Annotated in this window: 15 protein-coding genes; 8 read left to right on the top strand and 7 right to left on the bottom strand. The window is 72.1% G+C overall.

Features of this window, described 5'->3' with window-relative positions; all coding sequences use genetic code 11:
• Positions 1 to 10: 10 nt before the first annotated feature.
• From Pla133_RS20500 to Pla133_RS20490, 3 genes are all read left to right on the top strand, one after another.
• A complete protein-coding gene (locus tag Pla133_RS20500; RefSeq protein WP_145068723.1) occupies positions 11 to 736 on the top strand; it encodes a CpsD/CapB family tyrosine-protein kinase in 726 nt (241 codons plus the stop codon).
• Between the two features lie 278 nt (positions 737 to 1014).
• The gene (locus tag Pla133_RS26610) at positions 1015 to 1185 is read left to right on the top strand and encodes a hypothetical protein (protein ID WP_419191776.1); all 171 of its coding nucleotides are present in this window, start codon (positions 1015 to 1017) and stop codon (positions 1183 to 1185) included.
• Positions 1186 to 1299: 114 nt separating this feature from the next.
• Positions 1300 to 1569 (top strand): DUF4175 domain-containing protein, encoded by a 270-nt coding sequence (locus Pla133_RS20490; protein WP_145068721.1) that lies wholly within the window; start codon positions 1300 to 1302, stop codon positions 1567 to 1569.
• Between the two features lie 30 nt (positions 1570 to 1599).
• On the opposite strand, the gene Pla133_RS20485 is transcribed toward Pla133_RS20490, so the two are convergent.
• Positions 1600 to 2055: a nuclear transport factor 2 family protein gene (locus Pla133_RS20485; protein ID WP_145068719.1), complete on the bottom strand. Its 456-nt coding sequence runs from the start codon at positions 2053 to 2055 to the stop codon at positions 1600 to 1602.
• A 185-nt stretch (positions 2056 to 2240) separates the two neighbouring features.
• Between Pla133_RS20485 and Pla133_RS20480 the strand changes: the two genes are divergently transcribed.
• From Pla133_RS20480 to Pla133_RS20465, 4 genes are read left to right on the top strand one after another with little or no spacing between them, the layout of a single operon-like run.
• Entirely contained in the window at positions 2241 to 5750 is a 3510-nt protein-coding gene (locus Pla133_RS20480; RefSeq protein WP_145068717.1) for a PSD1 and planctomycete cytochrome C domain-containing protein, read from the top strand.
• A gap of 2 nt (positions 5751 to 5752) precedes the next feature.
• Entirely contained in the window at positions 5753 to 7156 is a 1404-nt protein-coding gene (locus Pla133_RS20475; protein WP_145068715.1) for a DUF1501 domain-containing protein, read from the top strand.
• A 50-nt stretch (positions 7157 to 7206) separates the two neighbouring features.
• Positions 7207 to 8169, top strand: coding sequence for a rhodanese-like domain-containing protein (locus tag Pla133_RS20470; protein WP_145068713.1), 963 nt, complete (start codon positions 7207 to 7209; stop codon positions 8167 to 8169).
• 14 nt (positions 8170 to 8183) lie between these two features.
• Complete coding sequence (locus tag Pla133_RS20465; RefSeq protein WP_145068711.1) at positions 8184 to 8972, top strand: sterol desaturase family protein; 789 nt, start codon at positions 8184 to 8186, stop codon at positions 8970 to 8972.
• Positions 8973 to 8976: 4 nt separating this feature from the next.
• Here the strand turns inward: Pla133_RS20465 and Pla133_RS20460 are convergent, their stop codons facing one another.
• Complete coding sequence (locus Pla133_RS20460) at positions 8977 to 9828, bottom strand: M48 family metalloprotease (RefSeq protein ID WP_145068708.1); 852 nt, start codon at positions 9826 to 9828, stop codon at positions 8977 to 8979.
• A 173-nt stretch (positions 9829 to 10001) separates the two neighbouring features.
• On the opposite strand from Pla133_RS20460, the gene Pla133_RS20455 reads away from it, so the two are divergent.
• A complete protein-coding gene (locus tag Pla133_RS20455) occupies positions 10002 to 11573 on the top strand; it encodes a Kelch repeat-containing protein (RefSeq protein ID WP_145068705.1) in 1572 nt (523 codons plus the stop codon).
• Positions 11574 to 11656: 83 nt separating this feature from the next.
• On the opposite strand, the gene Pla133_RS20450 is transcribed toward Pla133_RS20455, so the two are convergent.
• From Pla133_RS20450 to Pla133_RS20435, 5 genes are all read right to left on the bottom strand, one after another.
• The gene (locus Pla133_RS20450; RefSeq protein ID WP_145068703.1) at positions 11657 to 13297 is read right to left on the bottom strand and encodes a carboxypeptidase-like regulatory domain-containing protein; all 1641 of its coding nucleotides are present in this window, start codon (positions 13295 to 13297) and stop codon (positions 11657 to 11659) included.
• A gap of 7 nt (positions 13298 to 13304) precedes the next feature.
• Entirely contained in the window at positions 13305 to 15302 is a 1998-nt protein-coding gene (locus Pla133_RS20445) for a carboxypeptidase-like regulatory domain-containing protein (RefSeq protein ID WP_419191775.1), read from the bottom strand.
• A gap of 478 nt (positions 15303 to 15780) precedes the next feature.
• Positions 15781 to 16338, bottom strand: a complete 558-nt coding sequence (locus tag Pla133_RS26605; RefSeq protein WP_419191774.1) for a hypothetical protein — start codon at positions 16336 to 16338, stop codon at positions 15781 to 15783.
• 112 nt (positions 16339 to 16450) lie between these two features.
• Complete coding sequence (locus Pla133_RS20440; RefSeq protein WP_145068700.1) at positions 16451 to 17629, bottom strand: cysteine desulfurase family protein; 1179 nt, start codon at positions 17627 to 17629, stop codon at positions 16451 to 16453.
• Positions 17630 to 17849: 220 nt separating this feature from the next.
• Positions 17850 to 18323 (bottom strand): helix-turn-helix domain-containing protein, encoded by a 474-nt coding sequence (locus Pla133_RS20435; RefSeq protein ID WP_419191773.1) that lies wholly within the window; start codon positions 18321 to 18323, stop codon positions 17850 to 17852.
• Positions 18324 to 18467 lie beyond the last annotated feature (144 nt).

Genomic DNA, 18467 nt, shown 5'->3' with positions numbered 1-18467 from the left:
CCAACGCGCCATGGCCCGCAAGCGAAACAAGCCCGAACTCCTTCCGCCCGATCCCGAGGCGGGACGTGAGATCCCGATCGACCGCGAGGAGCTCGTGGTCATCCGCGAGCCCCGTTCGGACCTGGCCGAGCACTACCGCCGGCTGCGCTCGTCGGTGGAGGCCCTCAACCCCGACGGGGCGCCGCGCACGGTGATGGTGACGAGCCCCCTGCCCAACGAGGGCAAGTCGGTGGCCTCGCTCAACCTGGCCCTGGCCATCTGCGAGCGGCCCCGCGCGCGGGTGATCGTGATCGAGGCCGACCTGCGCCGCCCGTCGATCGAGGAGTACCTCGAGCTTCCGCGGGCCCAGGGCCTGGCGGAGGTCCTGCAGGGCAAACTCGGCCTGGAGCGCGCGATCCGCAAGACCTCCGAGGAGGGCCTCGACGTGATGGGCGCCGGCACGCCGCCCGCGAACCCGTCGAAGGTGCTGCGGATCGATCGTCTGAAGACGATCCTGCACGCGCTCAAGCAGCGCTACGACTACGTGATCATCGACTCGGCGCCGGCGCACGCCTTCACGGACGCGAGCGTGGTGGGGTCGGTGTCGGACGGGATCCTGCTGGTGGTCAAGCTGACGGCGACGCCCAAGCACCTGGTCGAAGAGGTCGTCTCGCAGCTCGAGAGCGCGGGCGGCAACGTGCTCGGCGTGTGCTTGCTCGGCGCGAAGACCTTCGCGCCCGCCTACGACTATCAGTAGGTCCGAAATGGGCAGTAGGTCCGAAATGGGCAGTAGGTCCGAAATGGGCAGTAGGTCCGATTTATGCCTGGCACCGTACGAACGACTGCCCGGCCGCTAGGGTCAGTCTCGTGAACGAACGCACGTCGAACCGCGCTCTTCGCCGCCCTCCTGCGCGTTGGCCCGTTCAGATCGTGCGCGGGCTGTGGCTCCTGATCGGCCTCGATCTCCTCGCACTCGTTTGGTGCATCGCCGTTCTCGGTTTCGACTCGTCGAAGCCCTCGTATGGACCGTCGACCATGATCGCCGTGTTCTTGCCCCCCGCCCTCGTCGGCACTTGGCTCGCGCTTTGGCTCGCAGCGGCGTTGACCGATGAGCTGAGGCTTCTGCGGACCGGCTTCGTCGCGTTGGCCGCCGGCCTGCTCTTGTTCGTTCCGGGCGTCGTCGTGGCGGCGCCGTTCCTGGCGTGATCGCCCGCCACCGATCGAACTCGAATCGATAGGGTCGCCCCCATGGACGAGGGCCCTACCCGCCGCCCGGTCCGCCGTCCGCCGGCTCGCTGGCCCGGGTGGATCGGACGGGCCGTGTGGATCACGATCGCGGTGGAACTCCTGTTCGTGGTCTGGCTCAACACCTCGGTACTCCTCGATCGGGACGTCGGATGGGCCTTCCCTGCGCTGTTCTGGTCGGTGATCGTTCAGATGGCGCTCGTGGTCGGGGGCTTCTTGCTCCTTCCCCTCGCTGGGTTGACGAGCGAACTCGCGCTGCTGCGGATCGGTGGTGTCGCCATGCTCAGTGGCGTCGTGTCCTGGTGGTTGACGTTCGGTCTGAACGTGGAGCTGTTCGTCGACTGAGGCTCGCACGCCCGGGCACCGTAGGAACGCCTACCCGACGCTGCCCTGCTCGAAGGGTCGCCCGCTCAGCTCGGTGGTCGGCAACCAGGTTTCGTGCACGTGGACCCAGCCCCACCCCTCCACGCGCCGGCGCAGGACGGCGGTGGATGTGCGCCCGGTGAGGGGCGGGCGCCCCGGTCGGTCGGAGCTCTGCCACTCCTCGTAGGTGGCGATCACGAGGTCGCCGAGGTCGTGTCGCACGCGAACCTCGCGGATCTGGATCGAGAGCCCCGCGTCCGCGCCGTGGGCACCGCGCAGCCCGTCGAGCAGCTCTTCCTCGGCCACGGCGCGGCCGTCGGGCGGGACGATCGTGAATCCGGGTTCGAAGCGGCTCGCGACCAGGCGCTCGAAGGTCGCGTCGTCGGCGGGAGTTCGGGCGCTGAACCACTCGGTGAAGGCGACGTGGATCTCCTCGATCTCCCGCGTGACCTGGGCCTGGATGTCCATGGCGGGGAGACTAGCGTCCGGCGTGGGACGTACGGTGGCGTGGGGCGTACGGTGGCGGGACCCTTTGTCCCAGCGGGGCGCAGAACTGCCGGCGTTGCCGGCAATTCTGCGCCCCGCTGGGACAAAGGGTCCCGCCACCGTACGCCCCACGCCACCGTACGTCCCACGCCACTATCCTCGGCGGCGTGAGATTCGCCCTCTCGATCCTCTGCCTCGCACTGCTGCCCCTCCCCGCTCCGGCGCAGGAGCTGCCGGTCGACTTCGGCGATCAGGTGCGGCCGATCCTGGCCCGCTCGTGCCTGCCCTGCCACGGCTTCGACCCGAGCACGCGCGAGGCGGGCGTGCGCCTGGACACCTTCGACGGGGCGACCTTCGAGCGGCCCCACGGCCTGGGCGCGGCGATCGTGCCTGGGGATCCGGACTTCAGCGTGCTGGTCGAGAAGGTCCGCGAGCTCGATCCGCGCGACCGCATGCCCCCGGAGGGCGAGCCGCTGACCGAGGGGGAGATCGAGTTGCTCGAGCGCTGGATCGAAGAGGGCGCGCACTACGAGCGCCACTGGTCCCTCCAGGCCCCGCGAGCCGTCGCGCCGCCGCGCGCCAGCGACCCGGCCTGGGACACGAACCCGGTGGATCGCTTCGTCTTCGCCGCGATCGACGCCGCCGGGCTCGCGCCGGCGCCGGAGGCCGATCGGCGCGCGCTCCTGCGCCGCGCGTCCTTCGACCTCGTCGGCCTGCCGCCGACGCCGAAAGAAGTCGCCGCCTTCGAGTCCGACAACGCGCCCGGGGCCTGGGAGCGCCAGGTCGATCGCCTGCTTGCCTCGCCCCACTACGCCGAGCGCCAGGCCCGCCACTGGCTGGACCTGATGCGCTTCGCGGAGACCTACGCCCACGAGTTCGACTACCCGATCCCCGAGGCCTGGCGCTACCGCGACTACGTCATCCGTGCGTTCGAGGACGACGTTCCCTACGACGACCTGGTCCGCGAGCACCTGGCCGGCGACCTGCTCGCCGAGCCGCGCGTGGACCCCGTGGACGGGGCCAACGCGTCGATCCGCGGCACCGGCTGGTGGTGGCTGTCCCAGGGCACCCACGCTCCGGTGGACGTGCGCGCCGACGAGGCCCAGCGCATCGACAACCAGATCGACGTGCTGAGCAAATCCTTCCTGGCGACGACGATCAGCTGCGCCCGCTGCCACGACCACAAGTTCGATCCGATCCTGCAGTCGGAGTACTACGGCCTGGCGGGCTTCGTGCAGAGCTCGCGGCGGCAGTTGGCCTTCCTCGATCCTCGGGGCGCGGTCGGCCAGGGTGCGGCCGGCCTGCGGGACCTGGACGCGAACGCGCGGGAGCAGCTCCACGCGCTGGCGGCGCAGCGCGCCGACGAGCTCGGCGAACGGGTGCGGCGCGGCTTGCGGGCGGCGCAGGAGGTGGTCGGTGGCTCGCGCCGGCCCGGCGAGCGCGGCCCCGCGCCCGACCGCATGCTGTTCGACTTCGACGGCGGTGACTGGTCGGGCTTCGAGGTCGAGGGCGATGCCTTCGGACCGGCGCCGTGGTTGGCCGGCACCGATCCCCTCCGCGCCAGCGGGACGGCGCGGGGCGCTGGCTTCGCCAACAGCCACGCGCGGGGTCCGAACGAGAGCTCGGTGCAGACCGACCTGCGCCGGGGGGTGCTGCGCTCGGACGAGTTCCTGCTCGATCGCCGCCGGCTGCACTTCCTGATCGGCGGCGGCAACCACCCCAGCGGGACCGGCGTGCGGCTGCTGGTCGACGGGCAAGTCGCCCGCGAAGCCACGGGTCACAACTCCCTGGAGCTGATCCCGCACAGCTTCGACCTCGACGAGCTGCGCGGTGAGCGCGGGCGCATCGAAGTCTTCGACCAGGTCGAGGGGGGCTGGGGCAACATTCGCGCCGACCACTTCGTGCTCAGCGACGCGCCCGATCTCGAGCAGCCATTGCGCCGCTCGATGGAGGTCGTGGCGTCTCAGTTCGATCTGGAGCTCTCGACCGTGGAGCGTTGGGTGGCGAGCGCGGCGCGGCTGCCGCGCGAGGCGGGACCCCTGGCGCCCGGTCGCGCCGCGCCGTGGGGCCGGCGGGGCGACTGGACGCCCACGGGCTGGGCCTTCGAGCGCCCCGAGGGCGAGCCGGTCCTGTGGCGCTCGCCGGCCGCGCGGCTGGAGCCCGCCGGGGACGCGGAGTTCGACTCGGGGCTGGTCTCCGACGCCCTGCTGGGCGTGCTGCGCTCGCCCACCTTCGAGATCACCGCACCCTTCCTGCTCGTGCCGGCGCGCGGGCGGGGCACCCTGCGGGTGATCGTCGACGGCTACACCCTGGACGAGTTCAACGCGCTCTTGTTCGAGAGCGCGCGGCACGTGGTCGACGCACCCGGTTGGATCGTGCTCAGCCACGACCTGTCGAAGTGGATCGGCCACCGCGCCCACTACGAGATCCACGACGACCGCACGGACGGCTCCATCCGCGTCGGACGACCCCGCTGGAGCGACGTGGCGGCGCCTGCCCCCGCTGCCGGCGAAGTGCTCGGAGCCGACGCGCGGGCGGCGGGCCGGGCGGTGGCGCGCTTCCTCGGCGGCGAGGCCGACGGGCAGGGGGCGGCTCTGGTGGCCTGGGCCCTGGCCGAGGGCCTGGTCGAGCTGCCCCACGAGCTCCCGGCGGCCTTCGCCGGGCGCGAGGCCGAGCTGCCGCGGCCGCTGCGCGCCCTGGCCATGGCCGACGGCGACGGCGAGGACGAGTTCGTCTTCCACCGCGGCGACTCGGCCCAGCCGATGGAGCCGGCGCCGCGGCGCTTCCCGGGCCTGTTCGGGGGCGGCGAGCCCCTCGGCGACGCCGCCGGCAGCGGACGCCTGGCCCTGGCCGAGGCGCTGCTGTCGGAGTCGAACCCCGTCGCGGCGCGTGTTCCCGTGAACCGCATCTGGCAGCAGCTCTTCGGGCGCGGCCTGGTGCCCACGCCCGACGACTTCGGCCTGCTCGGCGAGCCGCCGAGCCACCCCGAGCTGCTCGACCACCTGTCGCTGCGCTTTCGCGGCGAGCTCGACTGGTCGACCAAGGCGCTGGTGCGCGAACTCGTGCTCAGTCGCGCCTACCGCACGGCCTGCGTGGAGCCGAGTGCCGAGCTGCTCGCCGTCGATCCGTCCAACACGCTGCTCTCGATCCGCAGGCCCCGGCGCCTGGACGCGGAGTCCCTGCGCGACGCCCTGCTGGCGGTCTCCGGTCGCCTGGATCCGGCCCGCTTCGGACGCAGCGTCGCGGTGCACCTGACCGAATTCCAGCAGGGGCGCGGCCGGCCGGGCCACAGCGGACCGCGCGACGGCGACGGGCGCCGCAGCATCTACCTCGAGGTGCGGCGCAACTTTCCGACGCCCTTGCTGCGCATCTTCGACTGCCCGGACCCGCACTCGACGCGGGGCCTGCGCGCCCGCTCGAATGTGCCGGCCCAGTCCCTGGCCCTGATGAACGACCCCTTCGTGCACGACCAGGCCGAGCGGCTCGCGGCGCGCGCCCTGGAGCGCGCGGGGGGCGAGACCAGCGCGCCCGGGGCGCGAATCGTCGCCCTGTTCGAGCTCGCGCTCCAGCGCGCGCCCTCGCCCACCGAGGCCGCCGACTTCGCGGCCGTCGACCTGGCCTTGGCCGACCTGGCCCACGTGCTCTTGCAGTCCAAGGAGTTCTCGTTCATCGAGTAGCCATGCAGTGCCCCTTCCACATCGGCCGCCGCGAGCTGCTCGGGCGGGCCAGCATGGGCTTTGGCGCCCTGGCGTTCAGCGCGCTCTTCGGCCAGCGCGCGTTCGGACGCCAGGGGCCGGACGGGCCCGCACTGCACCACGCGCCGCGGGCCAAGCGGGTGATCTTCCTCTACATGGACGGCGGCCCGAGCCAGGTCGACACCTTCGACCCCAAGCCGCGCCTGACCGCCGAGCACGGCCAGCCCTTCGGCATGGCCATGGAGGCCACCCAGTTCGACAACAACGGCAACACCCTCGCGAGCCCCTGGGAGTTCCGGCGCTACGGGGAGAGCGGGCTCGAGGTCTCCGACCTGTTCCGCAACGTCGGGGCCCACGCGGACAAGCTGTGCGTGGTGCGCTCGATGACCTCGCCCTTCAGCGAGCACACCAACGCCAACTACTTCCTGCACACGGGGCTGGGGCTCTCCGGGCGTCCGTCCATGGGCGCCTGGGTCACCTACGGCCTGGGCTCGGAGTCCGAGAACCTGCCCGGCTATGTCGTTCTCGACGGCGGCCTGACGCCGCCGGGCGGCCAGCAGTGCTTCGGCAGCGGCTTCCTGCCGGCGACTTTCGAGGGCTCGGTCATGCGGCCGGGGCCCGAGCCGGTGGCCAACGTGCGTCCGCTGGAGCGCGCGGACGAGGTCCAGCGGCGCAAGCTCGACCTGTTGGCGCGCCTGGACGAGGGCTTCAACGCGCGCACGGGCCGCGCGGACGCGGTCGAGTCGGCCATCGCCAACTGCGAGCTGGCCTTCCGCATGCAGGCGGCGGTGCCGGAGCTGGCGGACCTGTCGGGCGAGAGCGCCGCAACCCGCGCGCTCTACGGCCTCGACGACGAATTCGAGCCTACGCGCACCTACGCCAGCCAGTGCTTGCTTGCGCGTCGCCTGGTCGAGCGCGGCGTGCGCTTCGTGGAGCTGACCTGCCCGGCCATCGGCGGCTGCGACCGCTGGGACCAGCACTCGGACCTGAAGCAGGCCCACGAGAAGAATGCGCGCGCCGTCGATCGGCCGATCGCGGGGCTCCTGGCGGATCTCGAGAGCCGCGGCCTGCTCGCCGACACCCTGGTGGTCTTCGCCGGCGAATTCGGCCGCACGCCCTTCGCCCAGGGCACCGACGGGCGCGACCACAACCCCTTCGGCTTCTCGATCTGGTTGGCCGGCGGCGGCGTGCGCGGCGGCAGTGTGGTCGGCGCCACCGACGACTTCGGCTACAAGGCCGTGGAGCGGCCCCTGGAGATCTACGACCTCCACGCGACCATGCTGCACCTGCTCGGAGTCGACCACACGCGCCTGACGGTCAACTTCGGGGGTCGCGAGATGCGGCTGACCGACGTACACGGGCACGTGGTGCCGGAGTTGTTGGCGTGAAGCGGGGCGCGGGACCTCGTCGTTCGATCGAGCGCTCCGCCTGGCGGTTGGTGGCGTCCACATTGGCCTTGATCGTCGCGGGACAGGTCCGCGGGGTGCGGGGGGTGGAGCCGCTGCCGCTCGGCGAGCTCGTGGAGTGCGTGACGCCCGGAGCGGCGTTCCGCGCCGGGTGGATCGGCGTCGCCGTCGGTCCTCACCTCAGTCAACGGATCGAGCTCGGGTCGGACACGGATGCGGAGCTCGACCTCGATCAGGGCGGCGAGCTCGACCGCCGGAGGCTGCTCGAGCTGCGCGGCATCCTGCGAGCCCACGTCGACACCTGCGATCCGGTTGCGCGGTGGACGGGCGTCGAACCCGACGCGGTCGTCGACTTCGACGGGACGACCCTCTGGCTGTGGTCCGGCGATCCGTCGAAGTCCGCCGCCGTCTGGCTCGTCTGGCGCGTGCTCGACGAGGGGCTCGAGTGGGAGGCGGCTCTCGCGGAGGCGCGCCGCATCGGCCTGGTGGAGGGCAGCGCCCTCGAGCAGCTCGCGCGGGACTACGTGTTCGGCCCCGAGCCCGAGCGTCGCTCGGCGCTCGAGCAGCAGATCCGCGGGCGCTTCCCCCGGGCGCACCAGATGAGCGTGGCCGCCCTCGCCGCGCGCCTGGGCTCCGCGCGCCGCCCGCCGGTGCTGCTCGACGTGCGCGAGCCCGACGAGTACGCCACCAGCCACCTGCCCGGCGCGCGCCGGGCCGCGACCCTCGAGCGGGCCCTGGCCGAGCTGGAGGGACTTCCGCAGGACACCGAGGTCGTGACCTACTGCTCGGTGGGCTGGCGCTCGAGCGACCTGGCCGAGGCGCTCGGCGCCGCGGGCTTCACCCGCGTTCGCAACCTCGAGGGCTCGATCTTCCAGTGGGCCAACCGGGGCCACGCGGTCTTCCGGGGCGGCTCCACCGTTCCGCACGTGCACCCCTTCGACCGCGACTGGGGACAGCTCCTGGGCCGCGACCTGTGGCCGGAGTCCTTCCGCTAGCCCGGCTGCCCGTGATGACCTATTGGCACTGGCTCGTGGGTGTGAGCCTGGTCTTCGTCCTGCTCGAGCGCTTGCGCCCCGCGCGGCGCGAGCAACCGGCGCTGCGGCCACAACTCGGGAACGACCTGTTCTACCTGGCCTTCAACGGGCACTTCTACGCCGTGATCGTGGGCGGAACGGTGGGGACCGTGAGCCTGGGCCTGCGCGAGTTGCTCGAGCCGTGGCTCCCCTTCGCCCAGCCCGGCACCGGCCTCGGCGCCCTACACCCGACCCTACAGTTCTGCTCCTACCTGGTCGTCTCCGACTTCCTGCAGTGGTGCGTCCACAACCTGCTGCACCGCGTTCCGCTGTTGTGGCAGTTCCACAAGGTCCACCACTCGGTGCACCAGATGGACTGGATCGCTTCCTTCCGCTTCCATTGGGTCGAGATCGTCGTCTACAGCTCGTTGTTGTGGTTGCCCCTGTCGCTCCTTGGCGGAGCGCCCGGCCCGCTCTTCGCCGCCGCGGTCTTCGGAACCGCTTGGGGCCACTTCAACCACTCGAACATCGACCTCGGCATCGGCCCGCTGGCCTACCTGTTCAACAGCCCGCGCATGCACCTGTGGCACCACGACGCCTCGAGTGAGGGCGGCGTGGCCAAGAACTTCGGGATCGTGCTGTCGGTGTGGGACTGGCTCTTCGGCACCGCCTACTGGCCCACAGACCGCGCACCGGAGCGCATCGGCTACCCGAGCGACGGTGAGATGCCGCGCAGCGTGCCCGCGCAGCTCGTGTTCCCGTTGACCCGGCGCGCGAGCGAGTAGGGGCTCAACCGCGCCGGCGACCGCGCCGCACCCGCCGCGCGACCTTCTCGATCAGCGCCGGGGTCCGCGCGTCGATCCAGGCGTTGGCCGCGGCGGTGCCGTCGAAGGCCCGCTCGGCGGCGCTGAAAGTGGGGCCGTGGTGCAGGCGGCCGTCGGCGTTGCCCACGGCGGCGTGCAGCAGCTCGTGGAAGACCACGTACTCGAGCACCGATCGCGGCGCGGCGGCGTCGTCGAGGACCGGGTGGATGCGCACGGCGCGCGCGGCGGCGTCGAAGGCGCCGAGCTGGATCCGGCGCCGCGGAGCGCGGGTCGGCCAGCGTCCCCAACCGACGGGGGGGAGGGGGGCGAGCCGTCGCACGGGGCCGGCGCTGGGGTCTTCGACCACGGCCCGGGTGATCTGCGCGAGGTCGTGGACGTCGCCCTCGGACGAGAGGGTCATCGATCGGCGCGGCGCGGGGGGCAGGGCCGCGAGGCCGGCGGCGATCCAGGCGTCCAGGCGCGCGGACGCGGCGCGGGCGCGCCGGCCCGCCCGCAGCCAGGCCAAGAGATCCGCGCGGGCCTGCTCGGGAGCCTCGGCGAACATGTGGTGCAGGCGCAGGCGATAGCGTGGGCCGCCCCTGCCGCCGCGGCGCTCGAGCTGGACCGGGAGCCGGCGCGAGCGGCCGTAGACCACTTCGACCGGCGCTTCCAAGATCCCTCCGACGGCCTCGGCCCACAGATTCGGGGGGTAGGGGGCCGGCCCTGTGGGCGTCGGCGGCGCGACTTCGGCGCTTGCGATCGGATCCGCGTTGGCCTCGCCGCGCACCGGCGTGAGGGGGGGCGGGCCGGCGAAGAGATCGAGCTGACGGTCGGCCACGGGCGGCAGCTTACGGGCTCGGGGCGCCCCAGGACCCTCCCGCCTACGGCCCGGGTGTGTTCCACTCCATCTACGCGGCATCGGCCGCCGCGAGGCCCCCGGGCCGTTCTGCCCCCCGTCCGCGCGACCACATCGGTCGACGCGGGTCCCTCCCAATCGAGGACGAGAACTCCATGCGCTTCCCCCTCTCCCACGCGGCCCTCGGCTGCGCTTCGGTGACCCTCCTGGCCGGCGCGGCCCTCGCCGCGCCCCAAGCCCAGCTGACCCGCACCCAAGGCATCCTCGGCGGCAGCGTCGACTTCGACCTGAGCGGCGCCAACTCCGGTCAGTTCTTCTTCCTGATGCCGTCGTTCCAGACCGGCCCGCTGCCCCTGGCGCTGATCGACCCGGTCGACACCCGGTTGCTCGGCATTGGCCTCGACCTGCAGAGCGTGTGGACCTTCGGCGTCATCGATCCCCTGGGGAACGCATCGACCAACTACCTCCTGCCCCCCGACCCGGCGCTCCAGGGCTTGGAGCTGTTCACCCAGGCGATCACCCTTCCGGGAACGACGACCCTGGTCGACGACGTGACCAACCGCACGGCCTTCGCCCTCAGCGCGCCGGGCAACGCGACCCTGACCGTGGGCGACCTGCCCGCGGCCCTGTCCGGCCACACCGCGACCACTCTGCCGGACGGGCGCGTGCTGCTGGCCGGCGGTGGCGGGGTGGACAGCTTCGGGGCCACGGTGCCCGGCAACCTCTTGTACCTGTTCGATCCCCAGGACCAGGGCTTCACGACCTCGTCGGCGGTGATGTCCACCGAGCGCGCGGCGCACACCGCGACTCTGCTCGGCGACGGTCGAGTGCTGCTGCTGGGTGGTAGCGACGCGGCTGCCGCGCCCCTGGCCTCCGGCGAGATCTACGACCCGGTGACGAACACCCTGTCGCCGATCGCGAACATGCCCACGCCGCGCCTCTTGCACACGGCGACGCTGTTGAACGACGGGCGCGTGTTCGTCGCCGGCGGAGCCAGCGGCTTCGACCTGGCCGATCCCCTGGCGGGCCTCAACAACGTGCTGAACAGCACGATCGTCTACAACCCGGTCGCCAACAACTGGAGCGCCGGACCGAACTTCCCCAACCCCCGCGGCGGGCACCGGGCCACGAAGTTGAACGACGGTCGCGTGCTGCTCACGGGCGGCCTCGAGGTGACCCAGGTCATCTTCATCGGTGCCGTGCCGAGCATCACCGCGGACTGCCGCATCTACAACCCGGCCAACAACTCCATGTCGGGTGCGGCCAGCTTCTCCGGCGCGCGCGCCCTGCACGCCCAGGTGACCCTGCCCGACGGCCGCGTCTTCGTGGCCGGCGGCGGCACGATCGACTTCCTGAGCCTGGGCATCTCCACGCTCAACTCGGCCCGCGTGTACGACCCGGGCTCGAACACCTGGGCCAACGTCACGTCCCTGGCCCAGCCCCGCGCCTACGCCGAGGCCTTCGCCGTCGCGGGCAACCGCGTGTGCGTGGCCGGTGGCTTGGCAGCGGTGGACGCGGCGACGTCCAGCGGTGTGCCGGCGAACCTGGTCGAGACCTCGGCCATCACCTTCGGCGGTTGGAGCACTGCGCCGATGGTCATGCCGCGCGTGATTCCGGCCATCGCGTCGATCGAGGACGGCCTGCGCCTGTCGATCACCGGTGCGCCGTATGACTCGGTGTCCGGCGGCACGCTGCTCGACTTCAGCGCCGAGACGTTCCTGCCCTGAGCGCTCGTGGCGCCGGGTAGGCGTTCGTCAGGTGCCAGGCACAAGACGAACGCCTACCCGAGACCCCGCCCGATGAAGCGGGCTCAGTTCCCCGTGAGGATCAACTCGATCTCCGCGACCTCACCGGCCGTGAGCTCGAGCAACTCGTTCTCGCTGGTACCCAGGGCCTCGAAACCCGGCGGCGCCAGGGCGCGGGCGGTCCAGTTGCCGAGCGGTAGGGCCGGGGCCTCGAAGCGGCCGCGTCGATCGGTCAGAAGACGCAATCGCAGCGGTGCACCGCGGTCGGCGGAGCTGGTCAGGTCCACGGGGGTGGACATGACCGGGCTGCCGTCCACCGCGATCACGATCCCGCGCAAGGTCGCGGCTGGTTCCAAGCTCAGTAGCGGCGGCTCGGGGTCGTCCTCGCGGGCGCGCTCGGGTCCGACCACCGCGGGCAACTGACCCGCCGCGCGCGCCACCATCCACCAGGGTCCGTCGTCCAGGTCCTGCCACAGGGCCCAGCCGCGCTGATCGGCGAAGGCCGCGCGCAGGGGCTCCTCGCGACGGCCCGGCAGCTCGAAGCGCTCGGGTGCACCGGGCGGCCGGTCCCACAGCTCGAGCAGGGCGCCCGGCAGGGCCTGTCCTTGTGCGTCGGTCAACTCGTAGCCGAGCCAGCCGCGGTCGTGACCGCGGGGCTGTGGCTCGTCGTCGGCGTCCTCGGGATCGTCACCGGGTTCGAGCACAAGCTCGACCGCGCCGGGGTCTGCACGGGGCACGACGCCCCCGACCTCGACGCGGGGGCGCTCGTCGGTCTCGGCCGAGACTTCCAAGGCCAGCTCCGGAAGCGGACCGAAGCCAGCGCGGCCCTCGTCGTCGGTGACGGTACGGCGCAGGACGAGGGCGCCGCTGTGGAGCTCGACCGCGACGCCCCCCAGGGGCTGGTCCAACTCGTCGAGCACCAGGACCTCGATCCGCCGCTCGGTCTCGAACAGCTCGGCCACCAGGGGCTCGGTGGGCGGAGGAACCTCCGCCAAGTAGGCCGCGGCGCCGGGGTGCAGGAACAACAGCCCGCCGTGGCGAGGGGGCACGCCGCTGAGGGTGAAGTCGCCGGCGCCGTCCGCCGTGACCGGGGGCACGCCGCTGTCCAGGCGCCCCGGGGGCGGCAGGACGAAGACCTCGGCGCCGGCGGCCGGCGCGCCATCGAGCAAGCGGGCCGAGCCGCTGACGGTCCGCGCCGGGACCATGCGCGCCAGGCCGAAGCCGCGGCGCTCGCCCAGGGGCACGTCGAAGGGCTCGAGGAACAGGGGCGCCAGGGCCGGGTGGTCGAACTCGATCCGGGCCCGCTCGACCGGTCGACTCAGCTCCAAGACCAGGTTTCCCGCGCCGTCGGCCGCGACCCAGGTGCAGGCCTCACCCCGGGAGTCGATCACCCGCGCGCGCACGCCGGCGGTCAGGCCGGCGGGCGCCGAGACGCGGCCGTGCAGGCTCTGCAGGGTGTGGGGGACTCGCGTCCCCGGCGCTTGCGCGGCGCGGTTCGCCTCGGCCTCGACCGGCGCCGCGGCCGGGATCGCGACGGAGAAGGGCGCCGGTGACGGCGGCTCGGGCGACGGCACAGGGTCCTCGACGAGCGCGGCCTCGGATCGATCGACGCCGGGTTGATCGGTGCCCCCCGGTCCGAGCAAGAGCAGGCCGACCGCCACCGCACCGGCGGCGGCGGTCAGCGAGAGCAGGGGCCCCGCGCGCAAGGTGGGATCACCCGCCCAGGTACAGGTCTTGGCTGAACTCGCGATCCTCGGAGAGGACCACCTCGCGACGCGAGCGGTTCATGTCGACGATGCCCTCGAAGGGGCTGCCGCCCTGCTCCATCGGACGCTGGGCATGCACCGTGTAGCGGCCGGGAACGATGTTGCGGATCACGTAGGCGCCATTGGCCGCCGTGCGGGTGTTGTAGGCGACGCCGGGTGCGTCGGAGTTGCCGCTGACGGTCACGGTGCCTCCTGCCAGGGGGGCGCCGGAGCTGTCGTAGACCGTGCCAATCAAGGTCGAGCCGACGCGCACTTCGATCGTGCCGATGTCCGTGGGCTCCTCGGCGGAGACGACGCGCACGTCCTTGAGTGTCTTGGTCGTGAACGAGGGGTGCTCGATCATCAACTGGTAGACGTCGGGCGACAGCAGCGCCAACTCGAAGTAACCCTCGCTGTCCGTGCGACCGTTGGCCTCGGTGGTGACCCGCGGCATCAGCGCGTCGAAGACCTGACTCAGCGCGTTGCGTACATAGGTGTTGTCGTAGGTCGTGACGCGTGCGCCCGAGACAGGCTCGCCGTCGCGGTCGAGGACACGCCCGACGATGCCGCCGCCGCGGGTCAGGTTGACCTGGATGCCGCTGGTGGACTCGCCCTTGACGACCTCGAACTGGTCGGAGAAGGTCGGCGCGAAGCCGTTGGCCCGGCCCTCGACGATGTAGCGCCCGGGACCGACGCCGGCCAGGGAGAAGGTGCCGTCGGTGCGCCCGGTGAAGTTGGCCGACTTCATCGGCCGACCCGGCGTAGCGGTGTGCGGGTTGAGCATCCGCAGGGCGACCGTGAAGTTCGTGGCCGGGCGCGAGTCCGCGATGACGCGGCCGCTCACACCGCCCAGGAGGTCCATCTCGAGGCGCACACCCGTGTCACCGGCCTCGACGCGGTTGACGCGGGCCACGTCCCAGCCCTCCGCTTCGGCGAAGACCGAGTAGGTGCCTTCCATCAGGTCGACCACCTCGAAGCGCCCGTCGGCGCCCGAGAGGGCCTCGCCGCGCGAGCTCTTCTGCCCGCCGTAGCTCAGGGCTTGCACGCGCGCGCCGGCTACCGGGCTGCCGTCGCGCTGCACCACCTGCCCGGCGATCAGGGTGCCGGGCTCCAGGCGGAAGTCCTGGTTGACCATCTTCTTGTCGCCGATGACGTTCAGGTTGCCGATCGTCACCGCGCCGAAGCCGCTGGCCATCGCCGTCAGTTGGCGCATGCCCGCAGAGACGTTCTCGATGCGGTAGTAGCCCTCTTCGTTGGTCGTGGCCGTGCGCTTCTGTGCCTGGAGCTTGGGATCGTCCGGCGGCAGTTGCGCGAACATCAGCGGCACCAGCGTCAACTCGGCACCCATCAGCCGCGTGGCCGTCGAGTGGTCGAAGACGTAGCCGTGGATCATGTACCCGGCGTCGAGGCGGATGTCGTAGGTCTTGCGGCCCTCGGCGAGCACCTCGACCAGCGCGACCTCCTTGGGGGCGAAGTCCTCGTGCTCCACGACCAGCGTGTAGCCGTTGCCCGGCTCCATGCCGCTCAAGCTGTAGAGGCCCAGGTTGTTCGTGGACGCGGTCCAGATCTCGCCTTGGTCGACCTGGGCTCCCGCCAGGGCCAGGAAGGGGGCCAGGTCGCCGCCAGTCCCCAGGCCGGTGTCGTCGCGCAGGGTCACCATGGCGCCCTCGACGGGGTTGCCGTCGGGGTCGGTGACGGTGCCGGTCAGCCCGCTGTCGAAGCTGCCCTGGCCCTCGACGGTCACGCGCATCGATTCTTGTACCTGCGCCTGCTGCACGCGGGTCGGCGTGACCTCGCCCACCGGCGCGGTCGTCACCGGGCCCGAGTCGCGGGTCGGCAGGGCTGCGGTCACGCCCGGCAGGGCGGCCCCGCTGTCGATGTCGCCGGTCGCGGCATCGGGCGCCAGGGCGAAGTAGAGGGCGGTGACTCCGAGGAGCACCAGGGCGATGACGACTGCAGAGCGCATGGTCGGATGGGGCGTTGGGTCGGCCTCCGCGGTTCCCTTGGGGGAGTGCGGAGGCGGTGTTCTTGCTGGCCAGCGGGCCCGGCCGGGAGCGTGGCAGGTGCTGGTCGAGTCGGTTCGGGCGGATGGGAGTCGGCCTTCGACCGACGGGCTGGGACGATCGGCCGGGCGGGTTCTTCCCGAGACGGCCCAGACCCGTGGATCGGTTCCCAGGCCCGAAAGACTACGGCCCGATTCCCGGCCACGTGGGCGCCAGGGCCGCGATTCGGCCTCGCGGGCCGTCCCGGACCAGGGTTGGGCCGCTCGGAGCGGGGAACGGTCAGACTCCGGGAGCGATCCGGATCGGGTCCGCGTGGGTAGCGCAGCCGAACGGAGGGCCGGGCAGCTGGGGGCGATGGTTCGCGCAGGGGACGCGCTTGGCCGTCGCCCCGACCGCGCTGGTAGAGCAGCCGGCGGAGCAATCTCCGACGGACCAGCGAGCTCAGACCGCCGTGGCGGCCGCCGCGGCCTTGACCTTGTCGGGCTGGGGGCCCGGCAGGAAGGACTCGGGGTAGATCTGCGACCCCAAGAAGTAGGCGAACATGAGCAGCGGGAAGTCCAGGCGCCGATAGACCTCGACCTTGGCCGAGCGGCCCAGGTAGGGGCTGGCCTCGATGCGGGCCACCTCGCCCGACTTCGGCGCATACAGCGACCAGCCGAAGCGCAGGCCCTCGATCGGCAGGAGGCGCAGGGGCTTGTTGCCGGTGAACAGGTCCACGCGGCGCTCCACCGTCGACCAGCGCAGGGAGGAGCCGAGCCACTCGCGGCCGTCGGTCCACAGGGAGAACTGGCTGCGCGACAGGCCCGGATCGCGCCGGAACTCGAGCACCTCGCCCTTCTCGGGTTGGTAGTCGCCCTCGACGACGATCAGCTTGCCGCGCTTGACGGTCAGCACGCCGATCCGCTGGAGGCCCTCATCGGTCTCCTCGGAGAACTCGTGACGGGTGTTCCAGAAGCCGCTCGTCTTGACGCGGTAGACGGTGGTCGCTCGGTCGCTCATGGTGGGGGGGCGGGATCCGACGGGGATTCGCCGCGCAAGGCTAACTCAGTCCGCGCCCGGGGGTCGGCCGAGCCGTCGGTATTCGAGTGCGAAATGGGCCCGGATCGGGACCTCAGGGGGTGCTGGGGGCCATCTCGCGCAGCTGGACGACCGCGGCCGGGATGCGCTCCAGGGCCGCGTCGATATCGGCGTCGGTGGTGAAGCGCGAGAGGGACAGGCGGATCGAGCCCCCGGCCAGGTCGGCGGGTACGCCCATCCCGAGCAGCACGTGGCTGGGGGCCTTCTTACCAGTGCTGCAGGCGGAGCCGGTCGAAACGCACAGGCCGAGTTCCGAGAGCAAGAGCAAGAGGGCGTCCCCGCGCACGCCGGGGAAGGAGATGTTCGAGGTGTTCGCGACCCGCGGGCCGCCGGCGCCGTTGACCGTCGCTTCGGGAATGGCGGCCACGAGGCCCTGCTCCAGGCGGTCCCGCCGGGCGCGGGTGGCGGCCTGCGCGGCCCCGTCGGCAGCGTAGTCCGCGGCCAGGGCGGCGGCGGCGCCCAGGCCCACGATGCCGGGGGTGTTGAGCGTTCCGCCGCGGCGGCCCTCCTCCTGGGTCCCGCCCTCCACGTGGGCGGCGTAGTCGACGCCGCCGCGCACCCAGATGGCGCCGACGCCCTTGGGCCCGTGGAACTTGTGGGCGCTGATCGAGACCATGTCGACCGGCAGGGACTGCACGCAGATGGGCTGCTTGCCAGCGACCTGGACTGCGTCCAGGTGGAAGGCGGCGCCGACCTCGCGGGCGCGCTCGCCGATGCGCGCCAGGTCTTCGAGGGGCACGACCGCGCCGGTCTCGTTGTTGCCCCACAGGAGCGTGACCATCGCGCAGGTCTCGTCGATGGCCGCCAGCACGGCTTCGGTGTCCAGGCGACCCGCGTGGTCGACCGTGGCGAAGACCACGTCGAAGCCCTTGTCCACCAGGCGGCGGGCCGGGTTGGCGGTGGCGCTGTGCTCGACGGTGCTGGTCACCAGCCGTCGCCGCTCGGGGCGAAAGCGCAGGCCGGAGCGGATCGCGCTGTTGATGCTCTCGGTGCCGCCGGAGGTGAACACGATCTCGCGCGGGCTGCGGGCTCCGACCAGGCGGGCCACCTGGGAGCGGGCCTTGGCGATCGCCCGCGCGGCCGGCTGACCCATGCAGTGGGCACTCGAGGGGTTGCCGTAACCGCCCTTGAGCCAGGGCAGGAGCGCCTCGAGGACCTCGTCGTGGACGCGGGTCGTGGCGTTGTTGTCGAGGTAGACGGGTTCGGAACTCATGGCGAGATCGGTGGCCGAGGGTCGGCTCGGGGAGCGCCGGGCGGCACCGCCGCGCTCCGCTCCGGGCCGAAAAAACGGCCAGCAGTCTAGCTGTCCCTGGGGACGTCGGGGCCGGGGAGTCAGGGATTGGACGGGCGAGCCCGAGGTGGGCACATCGCGTCAGGGCGTGACCACGGCGGGAGCCCCGTCGATCCGGGGCCGTCGCGGACCGGACCGCGGCCTAGAACAGGGCCGACAGGTGCTCGGGCAGCACCTCGCCGGAGTTCTGGCAGGGCTCGCAGAAGTTGTTCTCGGGGTTCGGGAAGTGCTCGCACCCCTCGCATAGCCCGAGCTTGCACGAGGCCTCGGCGAGCTTCGCCCGCTGGGCCTGGAGTTGTTCGACGCGGTCGGCGATGAGCCGGTCCTGCTCCGCCAGGGCGCGGCGCACGCGATTCACGAATTCGCCGCGCGAGAGGCCCTTGGTGCGGGTTTCGAGCAGTTCGCCGATACGCTCCAACTGCAGGCCGAGCTCCTGCAGGTTGCGGATCATGTTGAGCCGATTGAGGTCGGTGCGCCGGTAATACCGGAAGCCGCCCTCGCTGCGGGAGGCCGGGTGCATCAGCCCCAGCTCCTCGTAGTAGCGCAGGGTGCGCAGGTTCGTCCCGGCCAGGCGGGCGAACTCGCCAATCTTGAGCAGCTCTTCGCGGTCGGTCATGGGTGACATCGGGTAGGCGAGGCGCTCGCCAGGGTGGGCATCGGGAGGCCTGCCTCTTGAATAGAAGCTACCCCGACTCCGCCGATACTCCTACCCCAACGGAAGGGGGAGAGTTGAATCCCCTGCGCCGCGGGTCCGTGGGCG

The sequence above is a fragment of the Engelhardtia mirabilis genome (genome assembly GCF_007748095.1).
GTDB lineage: Bacteria > Planctomycetota > UBA1135 > UBA1135.
The sequence above is the reverse complement of the archived record's forward strand: the minus strand, read 5'-3'. Positions and strand labels throughout refer to the sequence as shown.